The organism is Meiothermus ruber DSM 1279 (genome assembly GCF_000024425.1).
GTDB classification, from domain to species: Bacteria; Deinococcota; Deinococci; order Deinococcales; family Thermaceae; genus Meiothermus; species Meiothermus ruber.
In genome coordinates this window covers 1,095,536-1,121,903 of record NC_013946.1, presented here as the reverse complement: position 1 = coordinate 1,121,903, position 26,368 = coordinate 1,095,536, and the positions used below count along the sequence as shown (strand labels likewise).

Sequence of the window (26,368 nt, the reverse complement as noted above, 5' to 3'; positions counted from 1 at the left end):
ATTTTGAGCACCCAGCTATTGCAACAGGCGAAACACCCCCAGGCCCGAAAGGCGAACCCGGCCGGTCTGGGTCTGGCCGGTTAGCAGGTTTTCCACCCTGGGCAGTACGACCTCGAGGGGCTCCAAGGCCGCGTAAACCCAGACCTCCTCACCCTGATACATGCGCCTGAAGGCCAGGCACTGCTCCGTAACCTGCAAGGGCAGCAAGCCCCCCCGCCGCAGGGCCGGTACGCTCTTTTTGAGCCGGATGAGGGTTTTGACCCAGGCCAGCACCTCGTGGTTCCAGCGGCGCTCATCCCAGGGAAACGTCCCCCGGCACATGGGGTCGCCGTTCCAGTCGTGGTAGGGGTTGGCCTGGTCGAGCCCGATCTCGTCGCCGTAGTAGAGGCCCGGCGCGCCGGGAAAGGTAAAGAGAAGCCCCAACGCCAGCTTGAAGCGCTGCACATCCCCCGAGAGCCGCCACAGGGCCCTGGGAATATCGTGGCTGCTAATCAGGGTGTACATGCTCTGGCGGAGTTGCAGCGGCAGGGCGGTGTAATGGTCCCACAGGGTATCCCACGCCGCCTGGCTCGAGACCGCCACCTCCCAGCCGTACACGTTTTTGCCCGATAACCACTCCATCACCGGGTTGGCAAACCCGGCGTAGTGCATGGAGCCATCCAGGGTGTGGGCCCGCAGGGTGGGCAGGGTGTCGAAGAACAGCTCGCCAAACACCAAGGCCTCGGGGTTTTCCTCCATGCTGTTGTGTTTGATCAGGCGCAGGATTTCCGCATTGCGCCGGTCGGTGCCCCCTTCGCCCATCTGGTGGGCCACATCCAGCCGCCAGCCATCGGCCCCCTTGCGAATCCAGTGCCGCACCGGGGCGTGGTAGCCGTCAATCCAGCGCTCCACTGTGAGGGGGTTGGCGTAGTCCAGCTTGGGCAGGGTTTTGACCCCGTAGAAGGCGGCGTACGAGCCGTCGGCGTAAAAAGTAAACTGCCCGGCCTCGGGGGAGGTGGGGTCTTGCAGGGCTTTCTGGAAGTCGGGGTGGGTGTTGCCAATGTGATTGAAAACCCCGTCCAGTACCAGCTTCATACCGCGCTGGTGCAGGGCCTCGACCAGCTTTTCGAAGGCCGGGTTGCCCCCCAGGTGGGGGTCTACGTTGTGGTAGTCGCTGGCGTCGTAGCGGTGGTTGGAGCCCGAGGGCAGGATGGGGTTGAGGTAGAGGGCCTCGATGCCCAGCGCCTCGAGGTAGTCGAGCTTCTCCAGAATGCCCTCGAGGTCGCCCCCATAGTGCTGGATAGGCCCCTCGCCGGGCCCGTAGCTCACGGGTTCGTCCCACTCTTTGCGCACGATGGGCCGGCCCATATACACCCATTCACCGCTCTGGGGGTCGTTGTGGGGGTTGCCGTTGCGAAAGCGGTCGGGAAAGATCTGATAAAACACCGCCCCCACCGCCCAGTCGGGCACGGTGGGCTGGGCCAGCAGGTGAAAAAACTTGTCGTAGCGGGGCATGGGGCCCTGTAGCCCATCTGCTGCGAGGTAGGCCTTTTCCTCGGTCAGAAAAAAGCAGTACCGCAAAGGGGAGGTGTGAAGCGGGAGCCTGATTTCCAGCCCGCCCGGCACGGCTTTCATGGGCCGCCGCTCCACCTCGCCGTAGCGCTCGAGGATCAGAAAACCAGCCCGGGCCGGGGTGCGCAGGCGCAGGGTGATTTCCTGCCCCAGCTCGGGCTTCAGGGGGTCTACGCAAAAAGGCTCCCAGTCGTGGTAGTGTCTCATTCTTTCACCGAGCCTGCGGTATACCCCGAAACAAAGTAGCGCTGGAAGCCGTAGAAGGTCAGCAAGATGGGCAGCGAACCCAGCACCGAGGCCGCCGCAAACAGCCCCCAACGGGTGGAGAACTGCCCGGTGGTGAAGTTGCGCAGACCCATCCCCACCGTCCAGGAGTCCACACCGGTGAGGAACAGGTTGGCCACGATGAACTCTGAGTAAGTACCCACAAACTGCAACAAGAAGATGAACACGAACATGGGGGCCGAAAGCGGCATCAGGATTTTGGTAAACACCTGCCACTTGCTGGCCCCGTCGATCAGGGCGGCTTCCTCCAGGCTTTTGGAGATGCTCTCCAAAAACCCCTTATACACCCAGGTGCCGAAGCTGATAATCCCGCCCGAGTAGGCCAGCACCAGGCCGGTAAAGGTGTTCAGCAGGCCCAGGTTGGAGATCAAAACGTAGGTGGCTACCAGCCCCAAGAAACCGGGGAACATCTGGATGAAAATAAAGACCAGTAGCATGGGGTAACGGCCCGGAAAGTTGAAGCGGGCGAAGGCGTAACCCGCCGTGGCCGTGAGCAGCACTGCCAGGATGCCGGTAATGCCCGAGACAAACAGGGTATTGCGCACCCAGAGCACGAATTTGGCCTCGGTGCCCTGGCCGGTGAACTGCTCAGGGGAAAGGAAAATGACCAGGATGAAGCTCAGGATAGCAAAAGCCGCCAGGCTGTGCCCCTGCAGCTTCCCCAGGCTGCTGTCGCTATCGGTATCGCCGATAAGGCGGCGGTAGGCGGCCAGCACCAGCACCAACAACAAGCACAGCGCCGCGACCACGAGCAAAAAAGCCTGGTAGGGGTAGAGAATAAAACCATCGAACAGCTTGGCGTAGTTTTCCCAGCTCAGCTGGGAAAAGTCCGGTACCACTCGAGCCCGCACCAGCAGGTTGTCGCTGGCGGGGGGCAGGATGCGGTAAAGGGTGTTGCGGGGGTCAAACGAAGCCGCCAGAATCTGCAGCACCGGGTAGTAGGCAAATACCAGCACCAGGAACATGAACAGGTGCGTAAGCCCCTGCCCCACCAGCGGCCAGAAACTGCGCTTGCGCTGGGCCCGCCGGTTGGACACCAGGGTGGCCAGCCAGGCGTACAGCACAATCAGGCCCACGGCCACCAAAAGACCGCCCAGGGCATAGACCCAGCCGTTCTCAACGCGAATGAAGCCCGGGGGGGTGTTGGGCTGGATGCGGGCCAGCAGGCCAGGGAAGTAAACAAAAAGCACCCAGGCCACCAGCAGCCCAAACAGGGCCCAACCGAGGTAGCGCAAAATGGCGGCCATCAGCGCACCTCCCGCAAAGCCCCGGTAAAGCGGAAGTTGATCAGGCTAATCGCCATGGTAAGGAAGAAAATCAGGATGGAGATGGCCCCACCCAGGCCATACGCCTGTCCTCCATCGGCCTGGAAGGCGGTTTTATAGGCCCAGGTGATCAGGATATCGCCAGCCTGGGCAGTGGAAGGCCGCCCCTCAACCCCTGGCTGGGGGCCCATCAGGTAGATCAGGCCGAAGTTGTTAAAGTTATAGGCAAAAGAGCCCAGCAGCAACGGAATAAAAGGCTGACGCAACAGGGGCAGGGTGATGCCGGTGAGGGTCTGAAAACCGTTGGCCCCGTCAATTTTAGCTGCTTCATAGACGTCATCCGGGATGGTGGAGAGCGCGCCCAGGGTAGCCGTCATCCAGTAAGGGAAGCTCAACCATAGACAGATCAGCAGGGCCGATACCTTGAACCACTCGGGGTCGGTCAGCCAGGGAATGGGGTAAGCGCCCAGCAACCCCAACAGGCGGTTGATGGGGCCAAACTGCACGTTGAGCATCGCGGTAAAAATCTGCACGCTGATCACCACCGGGATGGCCCAGGAGATAATCAGGGCCGTGCGATAAAAACCCCGCAAGGCCAGGTTCTTGTTGTTGAGCATCAGGCCCAGGATGAGCCCGGGGATGGCCCCCACCACCACCGCCCCCGCCGCAAAAATGATGTTCCAGACCAGCACGGGAATCAGCACCGTACCAGCCCGGCTGAAGATTTCCACAAAGTTGCGGAAGCCGATGAACCGGAACTCGTTGATCTTGTAGACCAGGGTGGGTGCGAAGGGTGGGGGTGCGGTGAGGGTGATGGTATTGCCGCTGGCCTGCTCGACCCGGACACGGGCCCGTTGGGTGCGGGTGGTGATCTCCAGGGCCTGGCCGGCACAGTCGGGCTCATCGCAGCGCAAGAGGTCGTGGGCATTGCCCTCCACGAATAACTGCCGCCCCTCTACCCGCACGATGGCGGTTTCGGTGGAGCGGTCGGGTTTGCCGTTGCGCAGGCCGGTGTAATCGGTAAAAGCGTAATAAGTGGTCAGGATGATGGGAAATACCGTGAACGCTAGCAAGAACGTGATGGCTGGAAGCAGGTAGTACCAGTCGGTGAGGTAGGGCACCCTGCGCCCCAGTACAACCAGAATGGGAATCAGGACGAGCGCGCCAAAAATCAGGATCAGGTAGCCCGGATAACCTTCTTCTACCGGCCTGGGGAAAGCCGCCTGCAAGGCCCAGAACAGCAGGAGCCCCGCCAGCGCAGCCACCGTCAGGGCCCCGCCCAACAGCCCAATAGCGATCAAAAAACCTCGAGCGCCAGGTGGAGAACGATGCATATAGACCTCCGTCGTGGGCGTTGCTTGGGATTGCCCAACCAACGTACCTTTTTGAACGCCCATAGCATATACTCGAAGGCCCCATTTTGTAAGACCACTGGAGTGCGAATACGGGCTTCTAATCGATGTGGAAGCGCTTTTATAAATCCGGGGGCTTGACTGGACAACCCCTGCATCCCAACATGGGCTCAGGATGATCGAAACAGGCCGGCTGCGCGCCATCAATCCCCCGCGGGAAACACCCCTGTTCACCCCAGAGCTGCTCGAGCGGCTGGCGCAGCGAGTCTCTGCGTCGAAGCCCCACACCCCCTACACCCTGTACTCCCCCTTCAATGGAAGGGTGCTGGGTGTCTTTCCGCTGAGCAACGCCCAGGATGTGCGCCAGGCCGTGGAGCGTGCCCGGCAGGCCCAGCCGGCCTGGGCCCGAATGGATGCCAGGTCTCGAGCCCGCATCATGCTGCGCTTCCACGACTTGCTGCTGGAGCGGCAGGCCGAGATCCTCGACCTGACCCAGTACGAGACCGGCAAGGCCCGCCGCGATGCCCAGGAAGAGCTGCTGGACACGGCCATTGTGGCCCAGTACTACGCCACCCGCAGCCCGGGCTGGCTGCGTCCCCGGCGGGTGGGCGGTACTTTTTTGGGCCTGACCCAGACCTGGGAGTACCGCCACCCGGTGGGGGTGGTGGGGGTCATCTCGCCCTGGAATTATCCGCTGGTGATGGCGGTGAGCGAGCCCATTCCCGCGCTGATGGCGGGCAACGCGGTGGTGCTCAAGCCCGACCTGCAGACCACCTTTACGGCCCTCTGGATTCAGTCCCTACTGGAGGAGGCCGGGCTGCCGCGCGATCTTTTTCAGGTTGTGACCGGGGGTGGCGAGGTGGGTGAGGCCCTGGTGGCTACCGCGGATTTCATTGCCCTGACCGGCAGCACCCCCACCGGGCGCAAGGTGGCCCGCCAGGCCGGAGAACGGCTTATTGGGGTGAGCCTGGAGCTGGGGGGCAAAAACCCCATGCTGGTGCTGGAGGACGCCAACCTCGAGGCCGCCGTGGAGGGCGCTGTTCGCGGAGCGTTCGCCAATGCCGGGCAGCTTTGCGTCTCCCTCGAGCGCATCTACGTGCACGAAAAGGTCTTCGAGGCCTTCACCCGGCGCTTCGTGGAAAAAACCTCGAGCCTGCGTTTGGGGGCCACCCTGGATCACCGCTCGCAGATGGGCTCCCTCACAGTCCAGCGGCAGTTCGATACCGTGCTGGCCCACGTGCAGGACGCCGTGGCGAAAGGGGCCAAGGTGCTCACCGGGGGCCGACCCCGGCCCGACCTGGGGACCCTGTTCTTCGAGCCCACCATCCTGACCGATGTAACGCCCGAGATGCGCGTATACCACGAAGAAACCTTTGGCCCGGTGGTCAGCCTGTACAAGTTTAGCGACCTCGAGCAGGTGCTGGCCCAGATCAACCACAGCGAGTATGGCCTCAACGCCAGCATCTGGAGCAAAGACCTGGGCAAAGCCCGCGCGCTGGCCGCCCGCATCCAGGCCGGCACGGTCAACATCAACGAGAGCTACGCCGCGGCCTGGGCCTCGATGGACGCGACCATGGGGGGGTTCAAGGCCTCGGGCCTGGGGCGGCGGCACGGCCAGGAGGGGCTGTACCGCTTTACCGAGCTACAGACCATTGCCATTGAGCGCCTCATGCCCGTCACCGGCCCGGCCTGGCTGCCCAGGGGCTGGTACGGGCGCATCGCAACCGCCGCGCTCAGGGCCCTCAAGTGGCTCTACCGCCTGTGGTACCGGCTATGAAGTAGGCACCCGGCCCAGCGGCTGGGTGGGTGTGGGGCTACCGCCGGGGGGCTCGAGGCTTACCCCCATCAGGTCGAAGCCTTCGTAGTTGGTCTCAAAAACCCGCCCCGTGAAGACCCCCAGCGAGACCGGGGGTGCACCGTGCTTGCGGCCCCAGGCCTGATAGACTTTGCCGCGAGGCGGCGGCTCGCGCATTACCATCAGGCAGGGCCCCTCTTCCCGCCAGAGCATGGTGCCAAAGGCCTGGCCCTGGTCGTTTCGGATGAGCTGCCACTTGACCTCAGGATCACTCAGCCAGCGGGCCAGCTTGGCCTGCTCCTCGGCCAGAGCCTGATAGCGACGGTACTGTTCCACCCCGAAGCCGCCCAGCCCCAGCAGGACTAGGCCCGCCGCAGCCCAGCGCAGGAAATCCCGCCTGGGAGAAACCCTGCGCTGCACCTGGGCCCAGACCCTCGGGGGCGGCACAACCGGTGGGAGGCTTTCCGGCAGCCGGTACAAGACCGCCCTGAGCTCAGCCAGCTCCGCCTGTAGCTCGGGCGAGGTTTGCAGGGCCTGCTCGAGCCGGGCTTTCTCCTCGCCTTCCAGAAGGCCCAGGGCGTAGTCGGGGAGCAGTTCGCGGAGGTCGTTCATGCTTCCTCCGAGACCGCTTTCCCCCCCAGGTACGCGCGCAGTTTGAGCAGGGCCCGCCGCAGCCGGGTTTTGACCGTGCCCAGGGGCAGGTTGTGGCGCTCGGCCAGCTCGCTGTGGCTGTAGCCGTCGAAAAAGGCTTCTTCCAGCAGCTTACGGTCGGTGGGCTCGAGCCTACACAAGGCCCGCCTCACCAGAATCCGATCGGTGGGGTCGTCCTCCCGCCAAAGACCCAGCTCCTGCTCGGGGTTGTGCAGGTCGTGGCCTTCTAGCTTTTGTGGGCGGGCCTTGCGGCTACGCAGACGCGATAGGGCAAAGTTGCGCCCGATGGTGAACAGAAAAGCCGCCACCCCCCCGCGCTCAGGCTGGTAGCGGGCGGCTTCCCGGTAAAGCTGTACAAAGCTGTCCTGCAAGATCTCTTCAGCCTCCTCATGGCTTTGGAGCATCCGCAGGAGCAGGGCGTACAGCGAGGGGCTATAGCGGCGGTATAACTCTTCCAAGGCACGCTCATCCCCTTTGGCAAGTCGCGCCATCAGTTCGGCGTCCGGCTCCACGCCTCCATTCAACACTACGGTGGGCCCTGGTGCTATAGATGTTTAAGTGAAATGTGGATCAAAGCAAGGGCGCTGTGCGCTTTACCACGATCTTTTAGGGCCTCAGAGCAGCTTGGCCTCCAGGCTGATCTCGGGCACCGCGGCCAGGGCCTTGGAGATGGGGCATTTGGCCTTGGCCTCCTGGGCCAGCTCCTGAAACTTCTCCGGGCTAAGGCCGGGTACCTTGCCCTCGAGGTGTAGCTCGATCTTGGTGATGGTCGGCCCCTCCCCCAGGTGCACCCTGGCGGTGGCGTGCAGCTCTTCGGGGGGGGTGTTGTTGTTGGTCAGGAGGGCCGACAAAAACATGGCAAAGCACCCAGCATGGGCCGCCCCAATTAGCTCCTCCGGGTTGGTTCCGCCGGCCTCGGCGAAACGCGAGGCCCAGGTGTAAGGCCCTTCGTAAACCCCGCTCTCCAGCTTCAGGTGTCCCTGACCTTCTTTTAGCGTACCTTTCCAAACCGCTTGGGCCGAACGTACAGGCATACCAGCTCCTTTCGACCCCTATCATGCAATTAGCCCTTCAGGTTTGGATGTGTCGCAGGTTGCAAGTTGGGGTGCGGTTTGACCTTTCTGGCTCGTGAGCGCACAATGCCCTCGTGCTGGCCTTCTTATTCGTGGATGGGCTGGGGCTTTCCCACGACCCCCGCAGCGCCCTAAAGCGCCTGGACTTGCCCACGCTAAGGGCTTTAAGCGGCGGGTTCAGCCAGGGGCCCTTCAGTCGGCCCGGCCTGGCTTACCGCGTCCTGGACGCCCGGCTGGGGGTGGAGGGCCTGCCCCAGTCGGGCACCGGCCAGACCGCCTTGCTGACCGGGCTCAATGCGGCCCAGGTGCTGGGATACCACCAGGGGCCGCACCCATTAAGCAAGCTCCAAACCCTTCTGCAGCAGGATAGCTTGCAGGTCTGGGCCACCCAGCGGGGTTTGCGGGTACTGCACGCCAACGCCTACCGCCCGGAATACCTGGAAAGAGTACAGACCAGCCGCCGCAACCTGCTCTCGGCTTTTGGCTTCGCGGCCAGGGCCGCCCGGCTCGAGCTTCTGCCCATGCACCACCCTCAGGCCCTCTTACCGGCTTTCTGGCCCGAACCCGAGGCCGCTGGCGCACGCTTTGCCCAGATAGCCCAGCAACACGACCTGACCATCCTGGAATACTGGGCGCTGGATTACGCAGCCCATCGCATGCCGGAAAAGCTGGACGAGCGCTGGCTCGAGCTGGATCGCTTCCTCGAGGGCTTCCTGAACGCCAATCCCACCGCCACCCTGGTTCTTACCGCCGACCACGGCAACGCCGAAGAACCCTGGCATACCCAGCACACCCTCAACCCGGTGCCCCTCATCGTCTATGGGGCCTTGGCAGGAAAGGTTCCAGCCATGCACTCGCTGACCGACCTGGCGCCTTGGATCAAGCGACAGTTCGAGGCGTAGCCGCCGGGATCGGTTTCACTCAGGAGACAACTTTTCCTCAAGCCAGCCCTCCAGGCACGACCCAAACTTTATTGGGGTCAAAACGCAAACCCGAGGATTCGCACCCTCGGGTTTTTTGCGTCCTGGACTGGAGCCGGTGGTCGGATTTGAACCGACGACCGCTCGATTACGAATCGAGTGCTCTACCGCTGAGCTACACCGGCAGGCCTTGGTTATTTTAGCGGCAAGAGCGCATGTGGTAAAGTCTCGGCGATGAAACGCAAGGATGGCCGCGCGGCCCAGGAGCTGCGCCCCCTCACACTACGCATGGGCTATGTGCATTACGCCGAGGGTTCGGCGCTGGTAGAGCTGGGGCATACCAAGGTGCTGGTCAACGTTTCGCTGACGGATGGGGTGCCCCGGCACGTCTCGGGCCGCGAAGGCTGGCTCATGGCCGAGTATAACCTGCTGCCCCGCTCCACCAAAGAGCGCAAGGAACGCGAACGCCAGAAAATTTCGGGCCGCACAGCGGAGATTCAGCGGTTTTTGGGGCGGGCTTTCCGCGCTGCACTGGATTTGAGTTTGCTGCCCAACAAAACCGTGGTGATTGACGCCGATGTAATTCAGGCCGACGGTGGCACCCGCGTGGCCTCGCTCTTGGGGGGCTATGCGGCGCTGCATATGGCCATGGATCGGTTGGTCAACCAGGGCAAGCTGGATGAGTGGCCCCTTACCGAGTTCGCCGCGGTGAGCGTGGGCTGGATGAGCGACGATAGCCTGCTGCTCGACCTAACCCAGATCGAAGACGAGAACGCCTGGGCCGACCTGACCGTGGTGGCGACCCAGTCCGGCGATATTATCGAGTTGCACGGCGCAGGGGAAGGCCGTCCAGTGCCCAGAAGCACCTACCAGGCCATGCTGGAGATGGGTCTAGCCCATATACCCGAGCTGGTGCGGCGGGTGCATGCCCAGCTCAAGAACCGCGTCTGAGGGAGCGTCTCAAACCCCTCATCAATGCCACAACAACCCGTTCGTTCGGCTTTTTATGGATAAGATAGTATAGATGCACCTGCTGATCGCCACTTCCAACCCAGGCAAGTTTCGTGAGATTCGGGAAGGGCTCGCGCCTTTGGGTTGGACGCTGTTTTCCTTGCTCGATTACCCCTTCAAGCTGCCGCCTGAGGAGGGCTCTACCTTTGAGGACAATGCCGTGCTTAAAGCGGCCTTCGCTGCTAAGCATAGCGGACTGCCCACCCTGGCCGATGACTCGGGCCTCGAGGTCGCCGCCCTGGGCGGGGAGCCTGGGGTCTACTCGGCCCGTTACGGCAACAAAAGCACCGACACTGAGCGCAACGTGTACCTGCTCGAGCGTCTCAAGGGCGTCCCCCGGGCCGAGCGCAAGGCCCGGTTTGTAGCCGTGCTGGTGATGGCCTACCCCGATGGTTACATGGAACTTTACCGGGGTGAGACCGAGGGAGAGATCCTCGAGGCCCCCCGTGGGGAGTGGGGCTTTGGCTACGACCCTTTATTTTATCTACCCGAAGCAGGTAAGACTTTTGCAGAGATGACCCTCGAGGAAAAGGCTGCATACTCCCACCGGGGCAAGGCCTTGCGGCAACTGCTCGAGGCCCACAAGCTCGGACGGGCTCGCAAAGAACAGCCCCTACAGGAGTAGGCCCGGGCCGCTCACCCCAAAACCTGAGATAGATCCTATCCTGTCGAGCCGGCTGGGCTATACTGGCCCTTTGGGTTAGGTATGCTCGAGGTCACCGCATCGCTGGACTTTGACCGTGTTCGCCAGGCCCTGGCCGAGCGGGCCGCCACCTTCATTGGCCGGGAAGCCCTGCTAGCCCTGCAGCCCAAAAGCACCCTCGAGGAAGCCCAGAGGCAACAGGAGATCGTAGCCGAAGCCCTGGCCTATCCCTATCGGCTGGGGGGCATCGTCGACCTGCGCCCTCCCCTGGCCGCCGCCCGCGAGGGCCTCCGGTTGGAAGGCCCCCAGCTACGGGAGGTGGCAGCGAGCCTCGAGGCCATTGTGGCGCTCAAGCACGAGCTGCTGGAGATCGGTGTGCATCTGAAAGCCCTGGCGGGCCGGATCGGCGAACACACCTATTTTTTGCGGCGCATCCGGGAGTCGCTCGACGAAGCCGGCAACGTGCGCGACGAGGCCACCCCCCGGCTGCGGGAGATCCGCAGGCGGGTCAACCCAGTGCGCGAACGGATTCAGGACAGGCTCTACCAGCTCATGGATCGACACCCAGAGGCCATCCAGGAGCGCTTCGTAACCCTCCGACGCGACCGCTACGTTATTCCAGTCAAAGCCAGCCACCAGAATAAACTCCCCGGCATCGTGCTGGATCAGTCCGATTCCAAACTCACCGTCTACCTCGAGCCCGCCTCGGTGGTGCCGCTGAACAACGAGCTGGCCAGTTTGCGGCTCGAGGAAGAGGCCGAGGTAAACCGGGTGCTCTTCGAACTCTCGGCTGCTCTGGCCAACGACCCGGAGCTCGAGGCCACCCTGCAGGCCCTGACCGAGCTCGACATGGCCCGGGCCGCGGCCAGCCTGGCCGAGGACTGGGGGCTGGTGCGACCCCGCCTGAACCGGGATGGGCTGTACCGGCTGCAAGCCGCCCGCCACCCTCTGATTGCCAATCCCGTTAGCAACGATATTACACTCACCCCGCATAACCGCATCCTGCTCATCACCGGCCCCAACATGGGGGGCAAGACCGCGCTGCTAAAGACCCTGGGTCTGGCCGTGCTGATGGCCCAGTGTGGGCTGTATGTGGCCGCCGAACAGGCCGAGCTGGCCTTTCCGGACAGATTATTCGTGGACATCGGCGATCAACAGTCGCTGCAGGAGAGCCTCTCGACCTTTGCCGCGCACGTGCTGCGCCTCAAAGAGGTGCTGGAAGCCGCCACCCCCCACAGCCTGGCCCTGATCGACGAACTGGGCTCGGGCACCGACCCCGAGGAAGGCGCCGCCCTGGCCCAGGCCTTCGTGGAAGGGCTGCTAGCCAAAGGGGTGCGCGGCCTGATCACCACCCACCTTTCCCCCCTCAAGGCTTTTGCCCAGGACACCCCCGGTGTGCAAAACGCCTCAATGCGCTTCGACCTGGAGCGCCTGCGCCCCACCTACCAGCTAGTGGTCGGGGCTCCTGGACGCAGCTACGCCCTCTCAATCGCCCGCCGGCTGGGCTTTCCGCGCGAGCAGCTCGAGCGGGCCGAAGCCCTGCTGGGGCCCGAGGGAGGGCGTCTGGAACGCCTGCTGGCCGCGCTCGAGGCCGAACGTGAACGCCTGTACACCCTCCATCAAAAGGCCCAGGCCCAGCAGCAGGAAACCGCCCGGCTCCAGCAGGAACTGGCGCGGCAACTGGCCGAGCTGGCCGAACACAAAGAGCGCCTGATCGAGGAGGCCAAAGCCCAGGCCGAACAGATCGTCAAAGAAGCCCAGGAGCGCATCCGACAGACCCGCGAGCGCAGCAAAACCCAGGGCCAGGGCCAGGCCCTGCAAGAGCTTATTCAGCTCCGAAGCCGCTACCAGCGCCCGGAGAAGGCCGCCCCCAGCAACCCCGGCTTGCAGGTAGGGGCCATCGTCGAGGTGCCCGAGTATGGGGGCCAGGCCACCGTGGTGGAGCTTAGGGGCCAGGAGGCCGTCTTGCAGATGGGGGCTGTGCGGCTCACCGTTCCGGTAGCGCGCCTCCAGCCCCAGCCGGCCCACCAGTCCAAGCCCTCAGCCGGCCGTGTAGCCCATAAAGCCAAAATTCCCACCGAGCTCAATCTGCGCGGCCTCACCGTTGAAGAAGCCTTGCTGGCCGTGGACGACTACCTGGCCGAGGCCAAAGCCACCGCCACCACCCCCGTCCGCTTGCTGCACGGTAAGGGCACCGGGGCTTTACGCAACGCGCTGCGGGAGTCGCTCAAGCGCGACCGTCGGGTGGAGAGCTTCCACGACGCAGTGCCCTACGAGGGCGGCCATGGGGTCACCGTGGTGCATCTGCGCATCTGAAAAAGGCATGCGCCTGCTCTCATAAAGATGCCTACAAATGAGAAAATACTTAGTTAGATAGCCATCATTCTCATGAGAAGTGCGGCTACCCTGCTGGTATGGAAAGCATGGATCAACCCCTGATCCTGATCGTCGAAGACGAAAAGGATATCGCCCGCTTTATTGAGCTCGAGCTTCAGGCCGAGGGCTACCGTACCGAGGTGGCCTACGACGGCATCACCGGCCTATCGCGCTTTCGTGAGACCAACCCCAACCTGGTGGTGATGGACCTGATGCTACCAGTCATGGACGGCCTCGAGGTGGCCCGCCGGATTCGCAAGACCTCCAATGTACCGATCGTTATCCTGACCGCCAAAGACCGGGTCGAAGACAAGGTGGAGGGCCTGGATGCCGGCGCCGACGACTACCTGGTGAAGCCCTTCAGCATCGAGGAGCTGCTGGCCCGCATCCGCGCCCACCTGCGCCGGGTAACCCCCGCCATTACCGGCGAAATTCGGGTCTCCGACCTGATCATCAACCTCGAGGGCCGCGAGGTATACCGTTCAGGCCGGCGCATCGAGTTCTCCAACAAGGAGTTCGAGCTCCTGGAGTTGCTGGCCAAGAGCCCCGGCAAGGTGTTCAGCCGCTTCGAAATCGAGGAAAAGGTCTGGCCCGGCTACCAGGGCGGCTCCAACGTGGTCGATGTGTACATCGGCTACTTGCGGAAGAAGCTCGAGGGCGCCGGTGAGCGCCGCCTGATACACACCGTGCGGGGTGTGGGCTACGTGTTACGGGAAGACTGAACCCAGAACACGCGATCTCTTCCACCGCCAGCACCCTGGGGCGCGCACAGTCGGGCGATCTGCTCATACAATGATTGCCGTAGCAGCGCGCGATGCTCGACGGTACCGTTCAGCGCACCAAGGCCCACCCATGACCCTCCGCACCCGCATTACCCTGCTCACGCTGGCTTTGCTGGCTTTTTCCCTGCTGCTCATCGGGGGTTCGGTCTACGGCAGCTTGCAGTTTACCCTCTACGATAATCTGCGCCGGGAACTAATCGAGACTTCGCAAACAGCCCAACGCCTCATCCGCGAACAGGGCGACCTGGAGGGCTTGCCACTCACCGTCTACGGCCAGGCCTTATGGGTGCCCTACCCCAACCCCACCCCCAGCGACATCCTGCAAGGGGCTGCCATCCCCATCGCCAAGTCGCTGGCCATGGGCGATGCCACCCTGGCCCTTTCGGAAAAAGGCTTACAGGAGGTGTTGCGCTCCGGCGGTTTTTACACCCAAACCACCCTCACCCGTCCAGATGGCAGCCAGATCCCCTTGCGCTTGCGGGCCGAGCGCCTGGTAACCGAGATCGCCGGCATTCCCCAAGGCCCCCAGTTGGTCATCCTGATGGTGGGCAAGTCCACCGAGGGCATCCAGAGCACCCTCACCGACTTTGCCCGTACCTATACGGCCACCGCGCTGCTGGTGCTGGTTTTTGGTGGTCTGCTGGCCTTCCGGCTGGTTCGGCAAACCCTCGAGCCCCTCGAGTGGGTAGCTAAAAAAGCCGAACAGGTCAGCAATAAACCCGAAAAACTCCCGGAGCTGGAAGGCAACAACGAGGTGGCCTCGCTGGTTAAGTCACTCAACCGCATGCTCTCGCGGCTCGAGAGCGCCTGGGAAACCCAGGGCCGTTTTCTGGCCGACGCTTCCCACGAGCTGCGCACACCGGTAACAGCCATTCTGGGGCACGTTAACTACCTGCTTCGGCGCACGCAGATTACTGAGCAGCAGCGCGAAAGCCTCGAGATCATCAAGCGTGAGTCCGAGCGGATGCAAAAGCTGGTGGGGGATCTGCTCGAACTCTCCAAAACCGGCGGAAGCTGGAAGATCGAGCTGGGTTCGGTGCACCTAAAAACCGTGCTCAACGAGATTGAGGAAGAATACAGCAAAAGCTTCGAAGGCCAGATTGAGGTGCAGGCCCCCGAGCACGTATGGGTGCTGGGCGACCCTGAACGATTGCACCAGGTCATGGCCAACCTGGTTTCCAACGCCATCAAAGCCGGTGCTACCCGGATCAGGCTCATCGCGCTTGACCTGGCCGAGCGGGTTGTTATCCGGGTAGAGGACAACGGTGAGGGCATCAGCAAAGAGCACCTCCCCCACCTGTTTGAGCGCTTTTATCGCGTTGATAAAGCCCGCGACCGCGCCCGCGGTGGTAGCGGGCTGGGGCTGGCCATCGTGCGTTCAATTGTGGAGGCCCATGGGGGCCATGTCTGGGCCGAGAGCGAGCCGGGCAAAGGCTCCGTTTTCAGCATCTCCCTTAAGAAGGCCACAGCCCCCCACCCCCAACTGGCCTAGGCCCATCCTATGAGCAGGCCGGGGTTTCCTCGTGTGCCCGCAGCCAGGTCAACCTCTGGCTGTCTTTTTGGGGGCGCGCACCCTGAACTTTCGCTCGAGCTCTTCCGCAAATGCGTAGTTGGTGTAGTCCAGGGAGATGGGGGTAATGGATATGAATCCCTGCTGCACCGCCCAGTAATCGGTACCTTCCTCCAGTTCGGCGGTGGGCTTGCCGGCCACCCAGTAGTAAGGCCGCCCATCGGGGTCTTCCCGTTCGACGATGGAGTCTTCATAGCGGTGGGTGGAGAGACGGGTTACCTTGACCCCTTGTGGGGTGCGGTTAGGAAAGTTTACGTTGAGCAGGGTTTTGTTGGGCAGGCCATGCTTCAACACCCAGCGCACAATTGGCACCGCATACCGGGCCGCCTCCTCAAAGCGCAGCTCCTCCCCGGAGGCGTCCAGGCTGAAGGCAATCGAGGGAATGCCCAACGAGGCCCCCTCCAAAGCCGCCGCCACCGTGCCCGAATGGGTTAGATCCAGGCCCATATTGACCCCGATGTTAATCCCCGAGACCACCAGATCCGGCCAGCCCAGCAGCCGGCTGCCCAGCACCACGCAGTCGGCCGGTGTGCCATCCACCCGGTAAGCCGGAATCTCACCAAAGCCCGCCGAGGCGGTGTGCTTGAAGCGCAGGGGACGTCGGAAGGTGATGCTATGCCCCACCCCCGACTGTTCCACATCGGGGGCCACCACGTTAACCTCGGCCAGCTCGCGCAAAGCAAAGGCCAGCGCCTTGATTCCAGGCGAAAAGATACCGTCGTCGTTGGCTACTAAAATTCGCATACTCAAACAGCCTAAGGGCTACAGCCCCAGGGCGGTAGGCCCGGGTATCACCCAACCTTTTTACTCAATGCTGTCCCGAAGCGCCTCTAAGCGTATACGAGTTCGACCACCACATAGGTCTGGCTGCCCTTGGGGCCCTTGACCTGCACCTCATCGCCCACCTTTTTGCCCATCAGGGCCTGGCCCAGGGGTGATTCATTGGAAATCTTGCCGCTGAACACGTCGGCCTCATGGCTGCCCACCATGGTTACGCTCATGCGCTGGCCGGTAGCGGTCTCAAGCGCCACCGTTACGCCTATTTGTACCTCGGTGGGGATGCCATTCCCCGACTCCACAATCTGCACCCGGCTAAGGATGTCCTCGAGCTCGGCAATGCGGCTGTTGTTCTGCCACATGGCCCGGCGCGCTTCGTCGTAACCGGCATTCTCACGCAAATCGCCCTCGGCGATGGCCCGGCCCATCTCTTCGGCAATTTGCTGCATCTTCTCGGTTTTCAGGTAGGCCAGCTCCTGCTCGAGCCGCGCCTTGCCTTCTGCGGTAAGGTATACCGGTTTTTTATCGGCCATTCAACAAAACCTCCAAGAGTCTACCCAAGGTAGACCCCATCCCAGTATAGTACAGCCCACGCCCGACCAGCATAAAACACGGGTTTTGCCCGATCTTATCGCAGTTGGTTGCCGCGGCTGCTCGAGATGGGTTTTACGAACTCACTTTTCCGTGGAATAAAATGGCGCCATGCGCTGGATAGCGGGTGTTCTCCTTTTGGGTATGGCGCTGGCCCAGAGCCTAACCGTACCGCCTGAAGCCCAGGTTGGGCAGCCCCTGGAAATCCGAGGGGCCGACTTCCCTCCAGGTCGCTATGTTTTGAAGATCGCTTCCGAAAACACCTCCACCGAACTCGACCTCGAGGCCCCTGAGGGCAGTCTGGCCGCCACCTGGACGCCCCCGGCCGCGGGTGAGTACAGAATCAGCATCCAGATAGGCGAGCGCACCCTCGAGGCCAGAACCACGGTGCGCGCTGCCCCATCCCCCCCCGCCACCCAGTCCACCCCACCGGCGCAGACCGAGCCAGGGCCACCAACCCTAGCCCCCGATGGGCTGGTGGTGGGCAGTTGGAAGCTCCCGCTCAAGGGGAGCTGGATCGGCCCAAAGGTGGTGGGCCAGCGGGCTTTTATCGCTCGCGGCCCGCTGGTGCTGGAAATTGACCTGCAAACGCCGAGGGTGGTGGCCCAGCACTACCCGCCAGGGGAGGTTCGGGCCCTGGAGGCCGATAGCGAGCTGACCGTTTTGTTAGAGGATGGTCGGCGGCTGGGCCTCGGGGCTTTTGCTGGCAGGCCCTACGAAGGGCGCTGGGAAAGCCTGGCGGTCATTCGGGAGTACCGCGACACGCTGGCCGCCGCCAATGCCAGCGGGCTGGATCAGAGCCCGGAATCCAACCGCCCCTACTGGTACTACTTTAGCCTCGACGCCAACAGCCTCCACCCGGCCGACCTCGAGGCGGTCGGCCGGGACTTGCTGCAGCGCGGCCACCGCCCCGAGCTGGCCTGGGGAGAAGGGGTCATGCGCTGGCTCGAGCCCTGGTTGTTGCAGATCCGGGTTGCACGCCGGCAGGGGCTCGAGCAGAGCCTGCTGTGGTCGGACTTTTTCCTAAAGTATTTACCCCAGCTACCCGGTGCCAAAGCCATGCTATGGGAGCAGGTGGGCTGGCTCGAGGCCCAGGGTCGCCCCGATCTGGGCCAGCGTTACCGCGCAGCCTTGCGACAGGTGGCCGGCTGGCAGACCCCCCTGACCTCCGCCAACCTTTCCCTGGCAACCTGGGTGCTGCTCGGGTTGTACGGCCTGGTGCTGCTGTACCTGACCCTGATCTACCTGCCGGCTCAGCTACGCGGGGTACGCCCAAGCGGGGGTTGGCTGCTGGGCTGGTTGCGGCATCCTTTGCTGCGGCTGCGCCACAGCGTGCTAGCCTACACCACCCTGGGCGAGCGGGCTGTGTTGCTGCTGCTGTTTCTACTGGCCGCTTCAGCCTTGCTGGCCTGGGGTGTTATGGCCCGCTCCGAAGCCCTCCTGGCCCAGGATAGCCTCATGCGGGGTACACTGCGCTCGAGCGCTGCTGCAGAAGCCCTGCGCAGTTTTGCCAACACCGCACCACTGCGCGGCCTGCTGGCCTATGCCCTGGCCAAAGAAAACCCCAGCGAGTCCCAGCGGCTCTACCAGGAAGCCCCCCCCTGGACTTACGTCCTGGTGGGGCGCGGCACCCCTGAAGCCCTGGCCCAGGCCTATCAGCGGGCCCCCACCTCGGCGGCCGTGCGGGAGGCCCTGGGCCTTGGGGGCGACTTTTGGACGGCTGTTTACCACCAGGCTGGCGTGGCGCGGGAGGCTGTTCCCACGCCCCGAATCATTGCCGCAGCGGTGGGCCTGAGCAATTTGCAGGCCCTGGCTTCAGATTTCCCGGCCACCTGGCGCAACCTGCCCATCTGGCCCAGCCCGCTGTGGGCCTGGACTGCTGCTGCGCTCATCCTGCTGTTCGCAGCCTACCACCTGCTGTGTTTCTTCCTCCCCAAGCCGCAAAGCGCGGCCCCCAGCCCGGCCTGGCGGCGAGCAGTGCAGTTTTTTTTCCCCGGCAGCCCTACCTACAGCCAGGGCTGGGGCCTGCTCGTCTTGCTGGCATTCGGCGGCGGTCTATGGCTGTGGCGGCTGGGCAACGACTGGGGGGTTGTGCTAGCCGGTGTGGCCTTAGGCCTGCACCTGCTGCTATGGGCGCTGCTGGTTTTTCGGGGCAACACCCGGGCTGCATGAACCCGCCTGTTCAGCCGGCCCAGCAGGCCAGCACCTCGGCCAAGAGCCGCGCCCCCACCAGGGCCGAAAGCCCCCCTGGGTCGAGGTTGGGGGCCAGTTCGACCAGGTCGAAGCCCACAAGCTGGTTTTGCGTAACCGTTTGCCGCACCACCGCCATGGCCTGGGTGTAGCTCAGGCCCTCCACCTCAGGGCTGCTGGTGCCGGGCAGAATAGAGGGGTCGAGCACGTCGGCATCGAAGCTGATGTAAACCCGCTGGCCTTTAGGGAGCCGCTCGAGCACCCCATGCAGGTTCTCGCGCACCGTGCGGGCGGTAATCAGGGTGTGGCCCCGGTTTTTGGCGGCCTGGTAGGCCTCGGGGTTGGTGCGCAGGCCGCGCAGCCCCACCACGGTGATCTGCTTGAGCCCCGGAACATCTTCCACCGCCCGGCGGAAGGGGCTGCTGTTGGAAAAGCGGGTGGCGTTGCGGCTGTCCGAGAAGTCCAGGTGTGCGTCGAGCTGGACGATGTGGAGTTCCTCGAGGTCGTCGTAGGCCCGTAAAACCGGGTAGGTAACCGAGTGGTCGCCCCCCACAAACACCGGCAGTTTCACCCGCCCGCGCAGGGCGCGGGCCGCCTCGGTAATGCGGCGGAAGGTCTCGTGGTACTCGAGCTGGGCCGGGTCTACGTCGCCCGCGTCCACAAGGTGCACCCCCTGGAGGCGGTAGGTCTCGGTCTCGAGGTCGAACCACCCCTCCGGCCCCGGTGCGTAGCGTCCGCTGGCCTCGCGCAGGGCATTGGGGGCAAAACGGGCGCCCGGGCGGTAGCCCACGGCAAAGTCGTAGGGCAGGCCCAACAGCCCCACCTCGGCCTGCCAGGGCTCAGTAAGGGGCCGGTAGGGGGCTTTGAAAAAGGTGGCCGGGCCGGTAAAGGCGAGTTCGGTGTATCGCATAAGGTATATCCCTAGTTTGAATTGCTGGGCTTTTGTAGTAGCGCCCAGCAACACGCCATACAAAGTACCTTATACCTCTAAACCTCGCCTGTGGCGATGGCTTTCTGTATCTTCTGACCGATTTCGCGGATCAGGTGTATCAGCACCGCGAAGCGCTGGTCGCGGGTGTAGCCCTTCTGGTAGCGGAAAAAAATCTGCTGCATGATCACGCCCACCTTAAAGAGCCCGAACACGTAATAAAACACGATGTTATCCACATTACGACCGCTGCGGGCCGCGTAGGCCGCGACCAGCTCGGCCCGGCGCAGGTTGCCCGGCAGGTGGGTCAGGCCAAAGCGCCGCAGGCCCGGCGGGTCGTCGGGCTCTGCCCAGTAGCCCAGGGTGGTGCCCAGATCCATCAGGGGGTCGCCCAGGGTGGCCATCTCCCAGTCCAGCACGGCCATTACCTGGGTTAGGTCGGCGGGGTTCAGTAGCAGGTTGTCGTATTTGAAGTCGTTGTGGATCAGGGCGGCGCTCGAGCCTGGCGGGATGTGGGCGGCCAGCCACTCCATGGCCTGCTCCATGCCGGGCACCGCCTCGGTGCGGGCCTTCTGGTAGCGCTCCGTCCAGCCCCGCACCTGCCGCTCCACATAGCCCTCGGGCCGGCCCAGGTCGCCCAGGCCAGCTTTCTGATAGTCCAGGCTGTGCAGCTCGACCAGGGCCTCGAGCGCGGCCTCGCAAATCTTGCGCATACGCTCGGGGGTCAGGTCGGGCGGGGGCTGGGTGCGCAGAATCACCCCGTGCAGGCGCTCCATCAGGTAAAAGGGCGCACCGATCACCGAATCATCCGGGCAGTAGAGCAAGGGCCGGGGCACCTTGGGGTAGACCGGCTTGAGGGCCGAGAGAATCCGGTACTCCCGGGCCATGTCGTGGGCGGTCTTGATGTTGGCCCCAAACGGCGGGCGGCGCAGCACCAGCTCCTGCCCGCCCAGCCTGAGCAGGTAGGTCAGGTTGGAAAAACCGCTGGGGAACTGCAGCACCTCGAGGCGGCCTTCGGCCCCTGGCAGGTGCTCCAGCAGGTAGGCCTGTAGCCGCGCGATGTCCAGCTCTTCGCCGGGTCGGATGGGGGCGAGTTGGTCGGTCATGGCAGTACCCTTGGGTCAGAGCGAGATATCCAGGCCATAGTCCTTGAGCAGGGCTCGAGCCACCACGGTCTTGTGGACTTCGTCGGCCCCATCGTAGATGCGGGCGGCCCGTTCGTGGCGGTAGAAGAACGAGAGCGGCAGGTCGTCGGACATCCCCAGGCCCCCATGCACCTGGATGGCCCGGTCCAGCACCCGCTGCAACACCCCAGCCACAAAGAATTTGATGAGCGAGATTTCCACTCGAGCCCCCTCGGCCCCTTTTTGCTCGACCTTCTCGGCAGCATCCAGCACCATCAGCCGGGCCGCGTGAATCTCGGCCTGGGACTCGGCGATCAGGTGCTGGATGGCCTGGCGCGAACCCAGGGGCTTGCCGGGGGCAAGCTCGCGCCGGGCGGCGTAGGCGCACATCAGCTCGAGGCTGCGCTGGGCGATGCCAATCCAGCGCATGCAGTGGTGGATGCGCCCCGGCCCCAGCCGCTCCTGAGCGATGGCGAAGCCCTTGCCGCGCGCACCCAGCAGGTTCTCCTGGGGCACCCGCACGTTTTCAAGCCGGATTTCGGAGTGGCTCATCCAGTCCTCGCCCTCCTCCCCCATCACCGAGATTTTGCGCACCTGCTGGAAGCCGGGGGCATCGGTGGGCACGATGATCTGGCTGGCCCGGGCGTAGGGGTTGGGCTGCTCGGGGTCGGTGATGCACATCACGATACAGAAGCTCGAGCCCTCGAAGCCGGTGGTGTACCATTTGTGCCCATTGATAACCCACTGGTCGCCCTCGAGCACCGCCCGTGTGTTCATCCAGACCGGGTTGGAACCGGGGTACCCGGGCTCGGTCATGCCAAAGGAACTGCGAACCTCGCCCTTTGCCAAAGGCTCCAGAAAACGCGCTTTCTGCTCCGGCGTGCCGTGTTTGAGCAGCACCTCCATATTGCCGATGTCGGGGGCCTGGGTGTTGAAGACGTAGTGGCCCAGGGGGCTGCGGCCCAGCTCCTCGCTCAGGCGGGCAAAGACCCCCAGGCCCAGGCCCATACCCAGCGGCTTTTGCAGCGGGGGCAGCCACCAGCCCTTTTCCTTCACCTTTTGCCGAACCCGCTCCAGCTCGGGCAGAACGGCCTTGAAGCCGTGCTTCAGGAAGATGGGCTCGAGGGGCAGCACCTCGGCCTCGAGGAACCTGCGAACTTCCAGCGCCAGGTCGGTGGTTTGTGCGGTCATTTGGCCTTAGTCTACCGCGTGGAGTTTGGTAATGGCAGGCTCAGGCCACACCGAAGACATCCTCGAGGCGCACCTCCAGGCCCAGGCAGGCCACCTGCGCGCCGCCCGACCCCAGCCGCACGCCCTGCCAGCCCTGGCTGCGTTCGAAGACCTCGAGGCTGCGTTAGGGTGATTGTAGCATCGAAAAGACAGGGGGCGCATGGCCATGCGCCCCCAAAGGATATCGGAGAATTCAGGCTTTAGGCTGGGGATAGCCGCCCGCTTCCAGCACCTTCTGGGCAATCCGGCGGCGCAGCGCCACCAGGTCGGCGGGGTCGTGCTTGGTCAGGCGGCGGGCCGCCGAGGCCATCAGACGCATATCGTCGCCCTCGGCCAGGCGCGGCAGAATCGAGAGCGCCGCGGCCTGGGCCCGGTCGAGGGCCTGGTACAGGTAGAGCGCGGCCATCTCGGCATACACCCCACCGCCCAGCCGGCGGGCCCGCAGCAGGGCGCTTTCAGCCGCAAACACATCAATCAGAATGTCGGCGGCCACCGCCAGCACCTCCTGCTCTTCTTCGATCTGCTTGCCGTACTTGAGGGCGGCCAGACCCAGCACCGCCAGGGCCAGCTTTTTGAGGCCCTCGAGCTGGGCCAGCTCCTTGTCCTCGGGCTCCTCGAAGCTGGGCTCCAGCAGCTCTTTTTGCAGCTTCATGGCTGCATCGAAGAGGGGCAGTTCGCCCTTCATGGCCCGGCGCAGGAGCATGCCCGGAATCAGCAGGCGGTTGATCTCGTTGGTGCCCTCGAAGATGCGGTTGATGCGGCTGTCGCGGTAGGCCCGCTCGATCTCGTACTCGGCGGAGTAGCCATAGCCGCCGTGGATCTGCACCCCTTCGTCCACCACGTAGTCCAGCACCTCGGAGCCCAGCACCTTGATGATGCTGGCCTCGATGGCGTACTCCTCGATGCCGGCGAGCACCGCCTCGGCGGCGTTGGCTTTGTCCAGGTTGCTCAGGGCCTGGTCAATCATGCCCATGGTGCGGTAGACCGCGCTTTCGCCGGCAAAAATGCGCGCGGCCATCTCGGCCAGCTTTTGCTGAATCAGGCCGAACTGGGCAATGGGCTTTCCAAAGGCCACGCGCTCCTGGGCGTACTTGGCCGAGAGCGCCAGGGCCCCTTTAGCGCCGCCAATGGCCCCCGCCCCCAGCTTGTAGCGCCCCACGTTGAGCACGTTGAAAGCGATTTTGTGACCCTTGCCCAGCTCGCCCAGCACGTTCTCGACCGGCACCTTCACGTCTTCCAGGAAGACCTGGCGGGTGCTGGAAGCCTTGATGCCCATCTTCTTCTCTTCGCCGCCCAGGCGCAGGCCGGGGGTGTCGCGTTCGACCAGGAAAGCGGTCAGGCCCTCCGGGGTCTTGGCGAAGACGGTAAAGAGGTGGGCAAAGCCGGCGTTGGAGATCCACATCTTGGTGCCGTTCAGGATGTAGTATTTGCCATCGGCGGAAAGCTCGGCGCGGGTCTTGGCCCCCATGGCGTCGGAGCCGGACTGCGGCTCGGTCAGGCAGTAGGCCGCGATTAGCTCACCCGAGACCAGTTTGGCCAGGTATTTGTCTTTCTGTTCCTTGGTGCCCCAGTAGACCAGCGGCAGCAGGCCAATGGAGGTCTGCACCCCGTAGGTCACGCTGAAGCCGCCGGTGCCGGCCAGGGCCTCGGCAATCACCGTGCTGACGGTTTTGGGCAGGTCGAGGCCGCCGTACTCCTCACCGACCTCTACGCCCAACAGGCCCAGCTCACCGGCCTTTCGGAGCAGCGGGATGTTGTGCTCGAGCTCGCCGTGCTCCAGGGCTTCGGCCACCGGGCGGTATTCTTTCTCCACAAACTGCCGCACGGTCTCTTGAATCATGCGGGTGGTGTCGTCGAAGTCCTCGGGGGTGAAGATCTGCTCGGGCTTCTCCAGGAGCCAGCCACCGCCTTTGGTTGAGAGTTTTTTGTCTGCAATCACAGCCAACCTCCACGCCTTTTTTGACTCATTACAAAGTTATACTGAGTCAAAGTTTAGCGGCAAAGCCTAAAGCCGTCAATCGGCCCTACCACATACCCACCATGCACTTCCAGCGCTAACGGCCTGCGCTTAAAGTAAAGCGCCGGTCTTCCTCAGCAAGCATCCGCTCCCCCTCCCAAAGCTGCCAGCGCAAACCGTAGGTGCCGGGGGCCACCGGGGGTATCTCGAAGCGGTAGAGCACCTCGAGCCAGGTGGCGTAGCGCAGCACCTCAAAACCCTCCGGGTCGCGCTCGAGGCGGCCGCAGCTTAATTTGTAATTGGCTTCTTGCAGCCGCACGCCAAAACCCGGCGGGGCCTCGAGCAGCACCAAGCGTATGGAGGCCGGTTGCGCCTCACCCCTAGCAAAGCGACAGGCGTCCACGGGGTTGGGGAAAGGAGGCCTGGGCCAGTGCGGGTGGCCCAGCTCCAGGATGATGGAGAAGTCAAAAGCGCCAGGCGGCCTACGGGCCACAGCCGTCCAGCGGCGCTCCTCATAGCGCCGCCAGCCATATAGGGGCTGGCCTGCGGGGCTGGTGAAGATGGGAAAATCGTCGAGGTTGTAGGGGTAGTAGGGCACGCTCCCCAGGTGAGTCGGGGCGCAGGCCGCCAACCATAACACAAACAGCGCCAGCGTAAAGCGCATAGCTTAAGTTAGCGCCGCGGCCGGCTTCTCACATCAACCTAAAGCACGATCCTGCCGCAAGGCGAGGCCCAGATAAGCCCAGCACCCACCTTTGCTGGCAGGTGCCGGGCAGGGCTCGAGGGATTTAGGCCGCTGCTTCGGCCTGCGCCGCAACCGCCTCGACCTCGATGTTGAGTTTTACCTCTTCGCCTACCAGCAAAGCGCCAAACTCGAGCACCTGGTTCCAGGTGAGCCCCCAGTCCTTGCGGTTAATCACACCCGTGGCCGTTGCCCCAATACGGGTGAGGCCCCAGGGGTCTTTGATGGCAGGGCTTACCTCGGCCTCGAGGGTCACTGGACGGGTGGTGTCCCGGATGGTCAGGTTGCCGTGAATCTTGTATCTGTTCTGCCCCAGGGCTTCAACCTGGCTGCTCTCAAAGCGTATTTGAGGATACTGCTCGGCATCTAGAAAGTCGGGCGAACGCAGGTGAGCGTCCCGCTGGGCCTCGCCCGTCTCGATGCTGGCGGCCTCAATCGAAACGCTAATCTGGCTTGGCACCCCCTGCTCGTTGGTCGTAACGGTACCGGCCACTTTTTTGAACTGGCCGCGCACAGTAAAGAAGCCCATGTGCTTTACGGCAAAGGCCACGGTGGTATGACTGCTGTCCAGGTTCCAATTCATGTGCTTCTCCTCCAGCTTGATCCGGCTCATGCTTCGGATCAACAAGCGCATACTATTTTATAGCAGTTTGTTATGTCAAGCGTTTGGGCAAAGAAAGTAATAGTGTGCTAAGATGAAAAGCAGTATGGCTAAAGCCATTGCCCCGGAAACCACCGAAGTAGACCACAGCTTTTGCCCTGTATACGAAGCCATCAACGTACTGCAGGAGAAGTGGACGCTACACATTATTCGCAGCTTATTGGATGGTTCGAAAGGCTTTAACGAGCTTTCCAGGGCCGTGGGCGGCTGCAACCCGGCCACCCTGGCCCAGCGCGTGGAGAAGCTTGAGCACCTGGGTATCATCTCCAAAACAATTCACTCCACCATGCCCCCGCGCACCAGCTATGCCTTGACGGAGGCGGGGCAGGCCCTACAGGCGGTAATCGAGGCCATAGATCGCTGGGGCCGGCAGTACCTTCCCAAACCACCCGAGCGATAAGCCGGTCTTCACCTTTATTCTGGAAAATTTCCCAAACTAACCATATGGTCGCTTTGTAGTGCTGGTGTATTTGGTTCGAAAATCTCTTGGATACGGTATATGTATGGTCCAATCTAAAAAACAGCCCCTCGAGGAAGTGCTGGAATTATTGGGCCAGCGTGGGGTCTACTCCATATTGCGCGCGCTGCAGCAGGGTGCGCTGCGCTTTGGGGCCCTGCAGCAAGCCACCGCCCTGCCACCAAGAAGTCTATCGTTGCGCCTGAGGGATCTGGAGGAGATGGGCCTCATCAGTCGCACCGAGTACCAGGAGGTGCCCCCCCGGGTGGAGTATGCCCTCACCCCCCTGGGCGAGGCCCTGCAGCCGGCCCTCGAGGCCCTGGCCGCCTGGAGCCAAACCGCCCTGAAAACCCCCTGACGCACAACGCAGTTCCAGCAGGGCCACTGGGAATAGACCGTTTCACGTCAAGAAACCCCCTCTTCCTTGCGCGAAGAGG

The 26,368-nt window shown here is 63.3% G+C and carries 25 protein-coding genes and 1 tRNA gene; 11 read left to right on the top strand and 15 right to left on the bottom strand.

Annotated elements, in window-relative coordinates; all coding sequences use genetic code 11:
* Positions 1 to 15: 15 nt before the first annotated feature.
* From MRUB_RS05635 to MRUB_RS05625, 3 genes are read right to left on the bottom strand one after another with little or no spacing between them, the layout of a single operon-like run.
* The gene (locus MRUB_RS05635) at positions 16 to 1,758 is read right to left on the bottom strand and encodes a glycoside hydrolase family 13 protein (RefSeq protein ID WP_013013397.1); all 1,743 of its coding nucleotides are present in this window, start codon (positions 1,756 to 1,758) and stop codon (positions 16 to 18) included.
* Positions 1,755 to 3,083 (bottom strand): sugar ABC transporter permease, encoded by a 1,329-nt coding sequence (locus MRUB_RS05630; RefSeq protein WP_013013396.1) that lies wholly within the window; start codon positions 3,081 to 3,083, stop codon positions 1,755 to 1,757. Before MRUB_RS05630 ends, MRUB_RS05635 begins: the two co-directional genes overlap by 4 nt.
* Positions 3,083 to 4,435 (bottom strand): ABC transporter permease subunit, encoded by a 1,353-nt coding sequence (locus MRUB_RS05625; protein WP_013013395.1) that lies wholly within the window; start codon positions 4,433 to 4,435, stop codon positions 3,083 to 3,085. Before MRUB_RS05625 ends, MRUB_RS05630 begins: the two co-directional genes overlap by 1 nt.
* A gap of 193 nt (positions 4,436 to 4,628) precedes the next feature.
* Here MRUB_RS05625 and MRUB_RS05620 point away from each other — a divergent pair, with 193 nt between their 5' ends.
* The gene (locus MRUB_RS05620) at positions 4,629 to 6,230 is read left to right on the top strand and encodes a succinic semialdehyde dehydrogenase (RefSeq protein WP_013013394.1); all 1,602 of its coding nucleotides are present in this window, start codon (positions 4,629 to 4,631) and stop codon (positions 6,228 to 6,230) included.
* Here MRUB_RS05620 and MRUB_RS05615 read toward each other — a convergent pair.
* From MRUB_RS05615 to MRUB_RS05605, 3 genes are all read right to left on the bottom strand, one after another.
* Positions 6,225 to 6,860, bottom strand: a complete 636-nt coding sequence (locus MRUB_RS05615) for an anti-sigma factor (protein ID WP_013013393.1) — start codon at positions 6,858 to 6,860, stop codon at positions 6,225 to 6,227. The two genes, MRUB_RS05620 and MRUB_RS05615, sit on opposite strands and share 6 nt — an antisense overlap.
* A complete protein-coding gene (locus tag MRUB_RS05610) occupies positions 6,857 to 7,390 on the bottom strand; it encodes an RNA polymerase sigma factor (protein ID WP_043956629.1) in 534 nt (177 codons plus the stop codon). The genes MRUB_RS05615 and MRUB_RS05610 overlap by 4 nt, the downstream gene beginning before the upstream one ends.
* A gap of 123 nt (positions 7,391 to 7,513) precedes the next feature.
* The gene (locus tag MRUB_RS05605) at positions 7,514 to 7,933 is read right to left on the bottom strand and encodes an OsmC family protein (protein ID WP_013013391.1); all 420 of its coding nucleotides are present in this window, start codon (positions 7,931 to 7,933) and stop codon (positions 7,514 to 7,516) included.
* Between the two features lie 116 nt (positions 7,934 to 8,049).
* Between MRUB_RS05605 and MRUB_RS05600 the strand changes: the two genes are divergently transcribed.
* On the top strand, positions 8,050 to 8,874 hold the full coding sequence (locus tag MRUB_RS05600; protein WP_412176866.1) for a metalloenzyme: 825 nt from the start codon (positions 8,050 to 8,052) through the stop codon (positions 8,872 to 8,874).
* Positions 8,875 to 9,002: 128 nt separating this feature from the next.
* Here the strand turns inward: MRUB_RS05600 and MRUB_RS05595 are convergent.
* A tRNA-Thr gene (locus tag MRUB_RS05595) sits at positions 9,003 to 9,077 on the bottom strand.
* A gap of 49 nt (positions 9,078 to 9,126) precedes the next feature.
* On the opposite strand from MRUB_RS05595, the gene rph reads away from it, so the two are divergent.
* The 5 genes from rph (at position 9,127) to MRUB_RS05570 (ending at position 15,196) form a co-directional block, all read left to right on the top strand.
* A complete protein-coding gene (gene rph, locus MRUB_RS05590; RefSeq protein WP_013013389.1) occupies positions 9,127 to 9,843 on the top strand; it encodes a ribonuclease PH in 717 nt (238 codons plus the stop codon).
* Between the two features lie 73 nt (positions 9,844 to 9,916).
* A complete protein-coding gene (gene rdgB / locus MRUB_RS05585) occupies positions 9,917 to 10,528 on the top strand; it encodes an RdgB/HAM1 family non-canonical purine NTP pyrophosphatase (RefSeq protein ID WP_013013388.1) in 612 nt (203 codons plus the stop codon).
* A gap of 81 nt (positions 10,529 to 10,609) precedes the next feature.
* Positions 10,610 to 12,862, top strand: a complete 2,253-nt coding sequence (locus MRUB_RS05580) for an endonuclease MutS2 (RefSeq protein ID WP_013013387.1) — start codon at positions 10,610 to 10,612, stop codon at positions 12,860 to 12,862.
* A gap of 107 nt (positions 12,863 to 12,969) precedes the next feature.
* Entirely contained in the window at positions 12,970 to 13,644 is a 675-nt protein-coding gene (locus MRUB_RS05575) for a response regulator transcription factor (RefSeq protein WP_162147914.1), read from the top strand.
* Between the two features lie 130 nt (positions 13,645 to 13,774).
* A complete protein-coding gene (locus MRUB_RS05570) occupies positions 13,775 to 15,196 on the top strand; it encodes a sensor histidine kinase (RefSeq protein ID WP_013013385.1) in 1,422 nt (473 codons plus the stop codon).
* A gap of 48 nt (positions 15,197 to 15,244) precedes the next feature.
* Here the strand turns inward: MRUB_RS05570 and surE are convergent, their stop codons facing one another.
* Complete coding sequence (gene surE / locus MRUB_RS05565; RefSeq protein ID WP_013013384.1) at positions 15,245 to 16,018, bottom strand: 5'/3'-nucleotidase SurE; 774 nt, start codon at positions 16,016 to 16,018, stop codon at positions 15,245 to 15,247.
* Positions 16,019 to 16,104: 86 nt separating this feature from the next.
* On the bottom strand, positions 16,105 to 16,584 hold the full coding sequence (gene greA, locus MRUB_RS05560) for a transcription elongation factor GreA (protein ID WP_013013383.1): 480 nt from the start codon (positions 16,582 to 16,584) through the stop codon (positions 16,105 to 16,107).
* A 169-nt stretch (positions 16,585 to 16,753) separates the two neighbouring features.
* Between greA and MRUB_RS05555 the strand changes: the two genes are divergently transcribed.
* The gene (locus tag MRUB_RS05555; protein WP_015586492.1) at positions 16,754 to 18,814 is read left to right on the top strand and encodes a hypothetical protein; all 2,061 of its coding nucleotides are present in this window, start codon (positions 16,754 to 16,756) and stop codon (positions 18,812 to 18,814) included.
* A gap of 10 nt (positions 18,815 to 18,824) precedes the next feature.
* On the opposite strand, the gene MRUB_RS05550 is transcribed toward MRUB_RS05555, so the two are convergent.
* The 3 genes from MRUB_RS05550 to MRUB_RS05540 form a co-directional block, all read right to left on the bottom strand.
* Positions 18,825 to 19,742 (bottom strand): arginase family protein, encoded by a 918-nt coding sequence (locus tag MRUB_RS05550; RefSeq protein WP_013013381.1) that lies wholly within the window; start codon positions 19,740 to 19,742, stop codon positions 18,825 to 18,827.
* Between the two features lie 77 nt (positions 19,743 to 19,819).
* Positions 19,820 to 20,866 (bottom strand): phosphotransferase family protein, encoded by a 1,047-nt coding sequence (locus tag MRUB_RS05545; protein ID WP_013013380.1) that lies wholly within the window; start codon positions 20,864 to 20,866, stop codon positions 19,820 to 19,822.
* 15 nt (positions 20,867 to 20,881) lie between these two features.
* On the bottom strand, positions 20,882 to 22,075 hold the full coding sequence (locus MRUB_RS05540) for an acyl-CoA dehydrogenase family protein (RefSeq protein WP_013013379.1): 1,194 nt from the start codon (positions 22,073 to 22,075) through the stop codon (positions 20,882 to 20,884).
* 31 nt (positions 22,076 to 22,106) lie between these two features.
* Here MRUB_RS05540 and MRUB_RS15925 point away from each other — a divergent pair, with 31 nt between their 5' ends.
* Complete coding sequence (locus MRUB_RS15925; protein WP_013013378.1) at positions 22,107 to 22,247, top strand: hypothetical protein; 141 nt, start codon at positions 22,107 to 22,109, stop codon at positions 22,245 to 22,247.
* A 60-nt stretch (positions 22,248 to 22,307) separates the two neighbouring features.
* On the opposite strand, the gene MRUB_RS05535 is transcribed toward MRUB_RS15925, so the two are convergent.
* The 3 genes from MRUB_RS05535 to MRUB_RS05525 all read right to left on the bottom strand — a co-directional run bounded on the left by MRUB_RS05535 (position 22,308) and on the right by MRUB_RS05525 (position 25,447).
* Positions 22,308 to 24,053, bottom strand: coding sequence for an acyl-CoA dehydrogenase family protein (locus tag MRUB_RS05535; protein ID WP_013013377.1), 1,746 nt, complete (start codon positions 24,051 to 24,053; stop codon positions 22,308 to 22,310).
* Positions 24,054 to 24,168: 115 nt separating this feature from the next.
* Complete coding sequence (locus MRUB_RS05530) at positions 24,169 to 24,735, bottom strand: hypothetical protein (protein WP_013013376.1); 567 nt, start codon at positions 24,733 to 24,735, stop codon at positions 24,169 to 24,171.
* A gap of 124 nt (positions 24,736 to 24,859) precedes the next feature.
* Complete coding sequence (locus MRUB_RS05525; protein WP_013013375.1) at positions 24,860 to 25,447, bottom strand: YceI family protein; 588 nt, start codon at positions 25,445 to 25,447, stop codon at positions 24,860 to 24,862.
* A 73-nt stretch (positions 25,448 to 25,520) separates the two neighbouring features.
* Here MRUB_RS05525 and MRUB_RS05520 point away from each other — a divergent pair, with 73 nt between their 5' ends.
* On the top strand, positions 25,521 to 25,874 hold the full coding sequence (locus MRUB_RS05520; RefSeq protein ID WP_015586490.1) for a winged helix-turn-helix transcriptional regulator: 354 nt from the start codon (positions 25,521 to 25,523) through the stop codon (positions 25,872 to 25,874).
* 103 nt (positions 25,875 to 25,977) lie between these two features.
* A complete protein-coding gene (locus MRUB_RS05515) occupies positions 25,978 to 26,289 on the top strand; it encodes a winged helix-turn-helix transcriptional regulator (protein WP_013013373.1) in 312 nt (103 codons plus the stop codon).
* Positions 26,290 to 26,368: the final 79 nt, after the last annotated feature.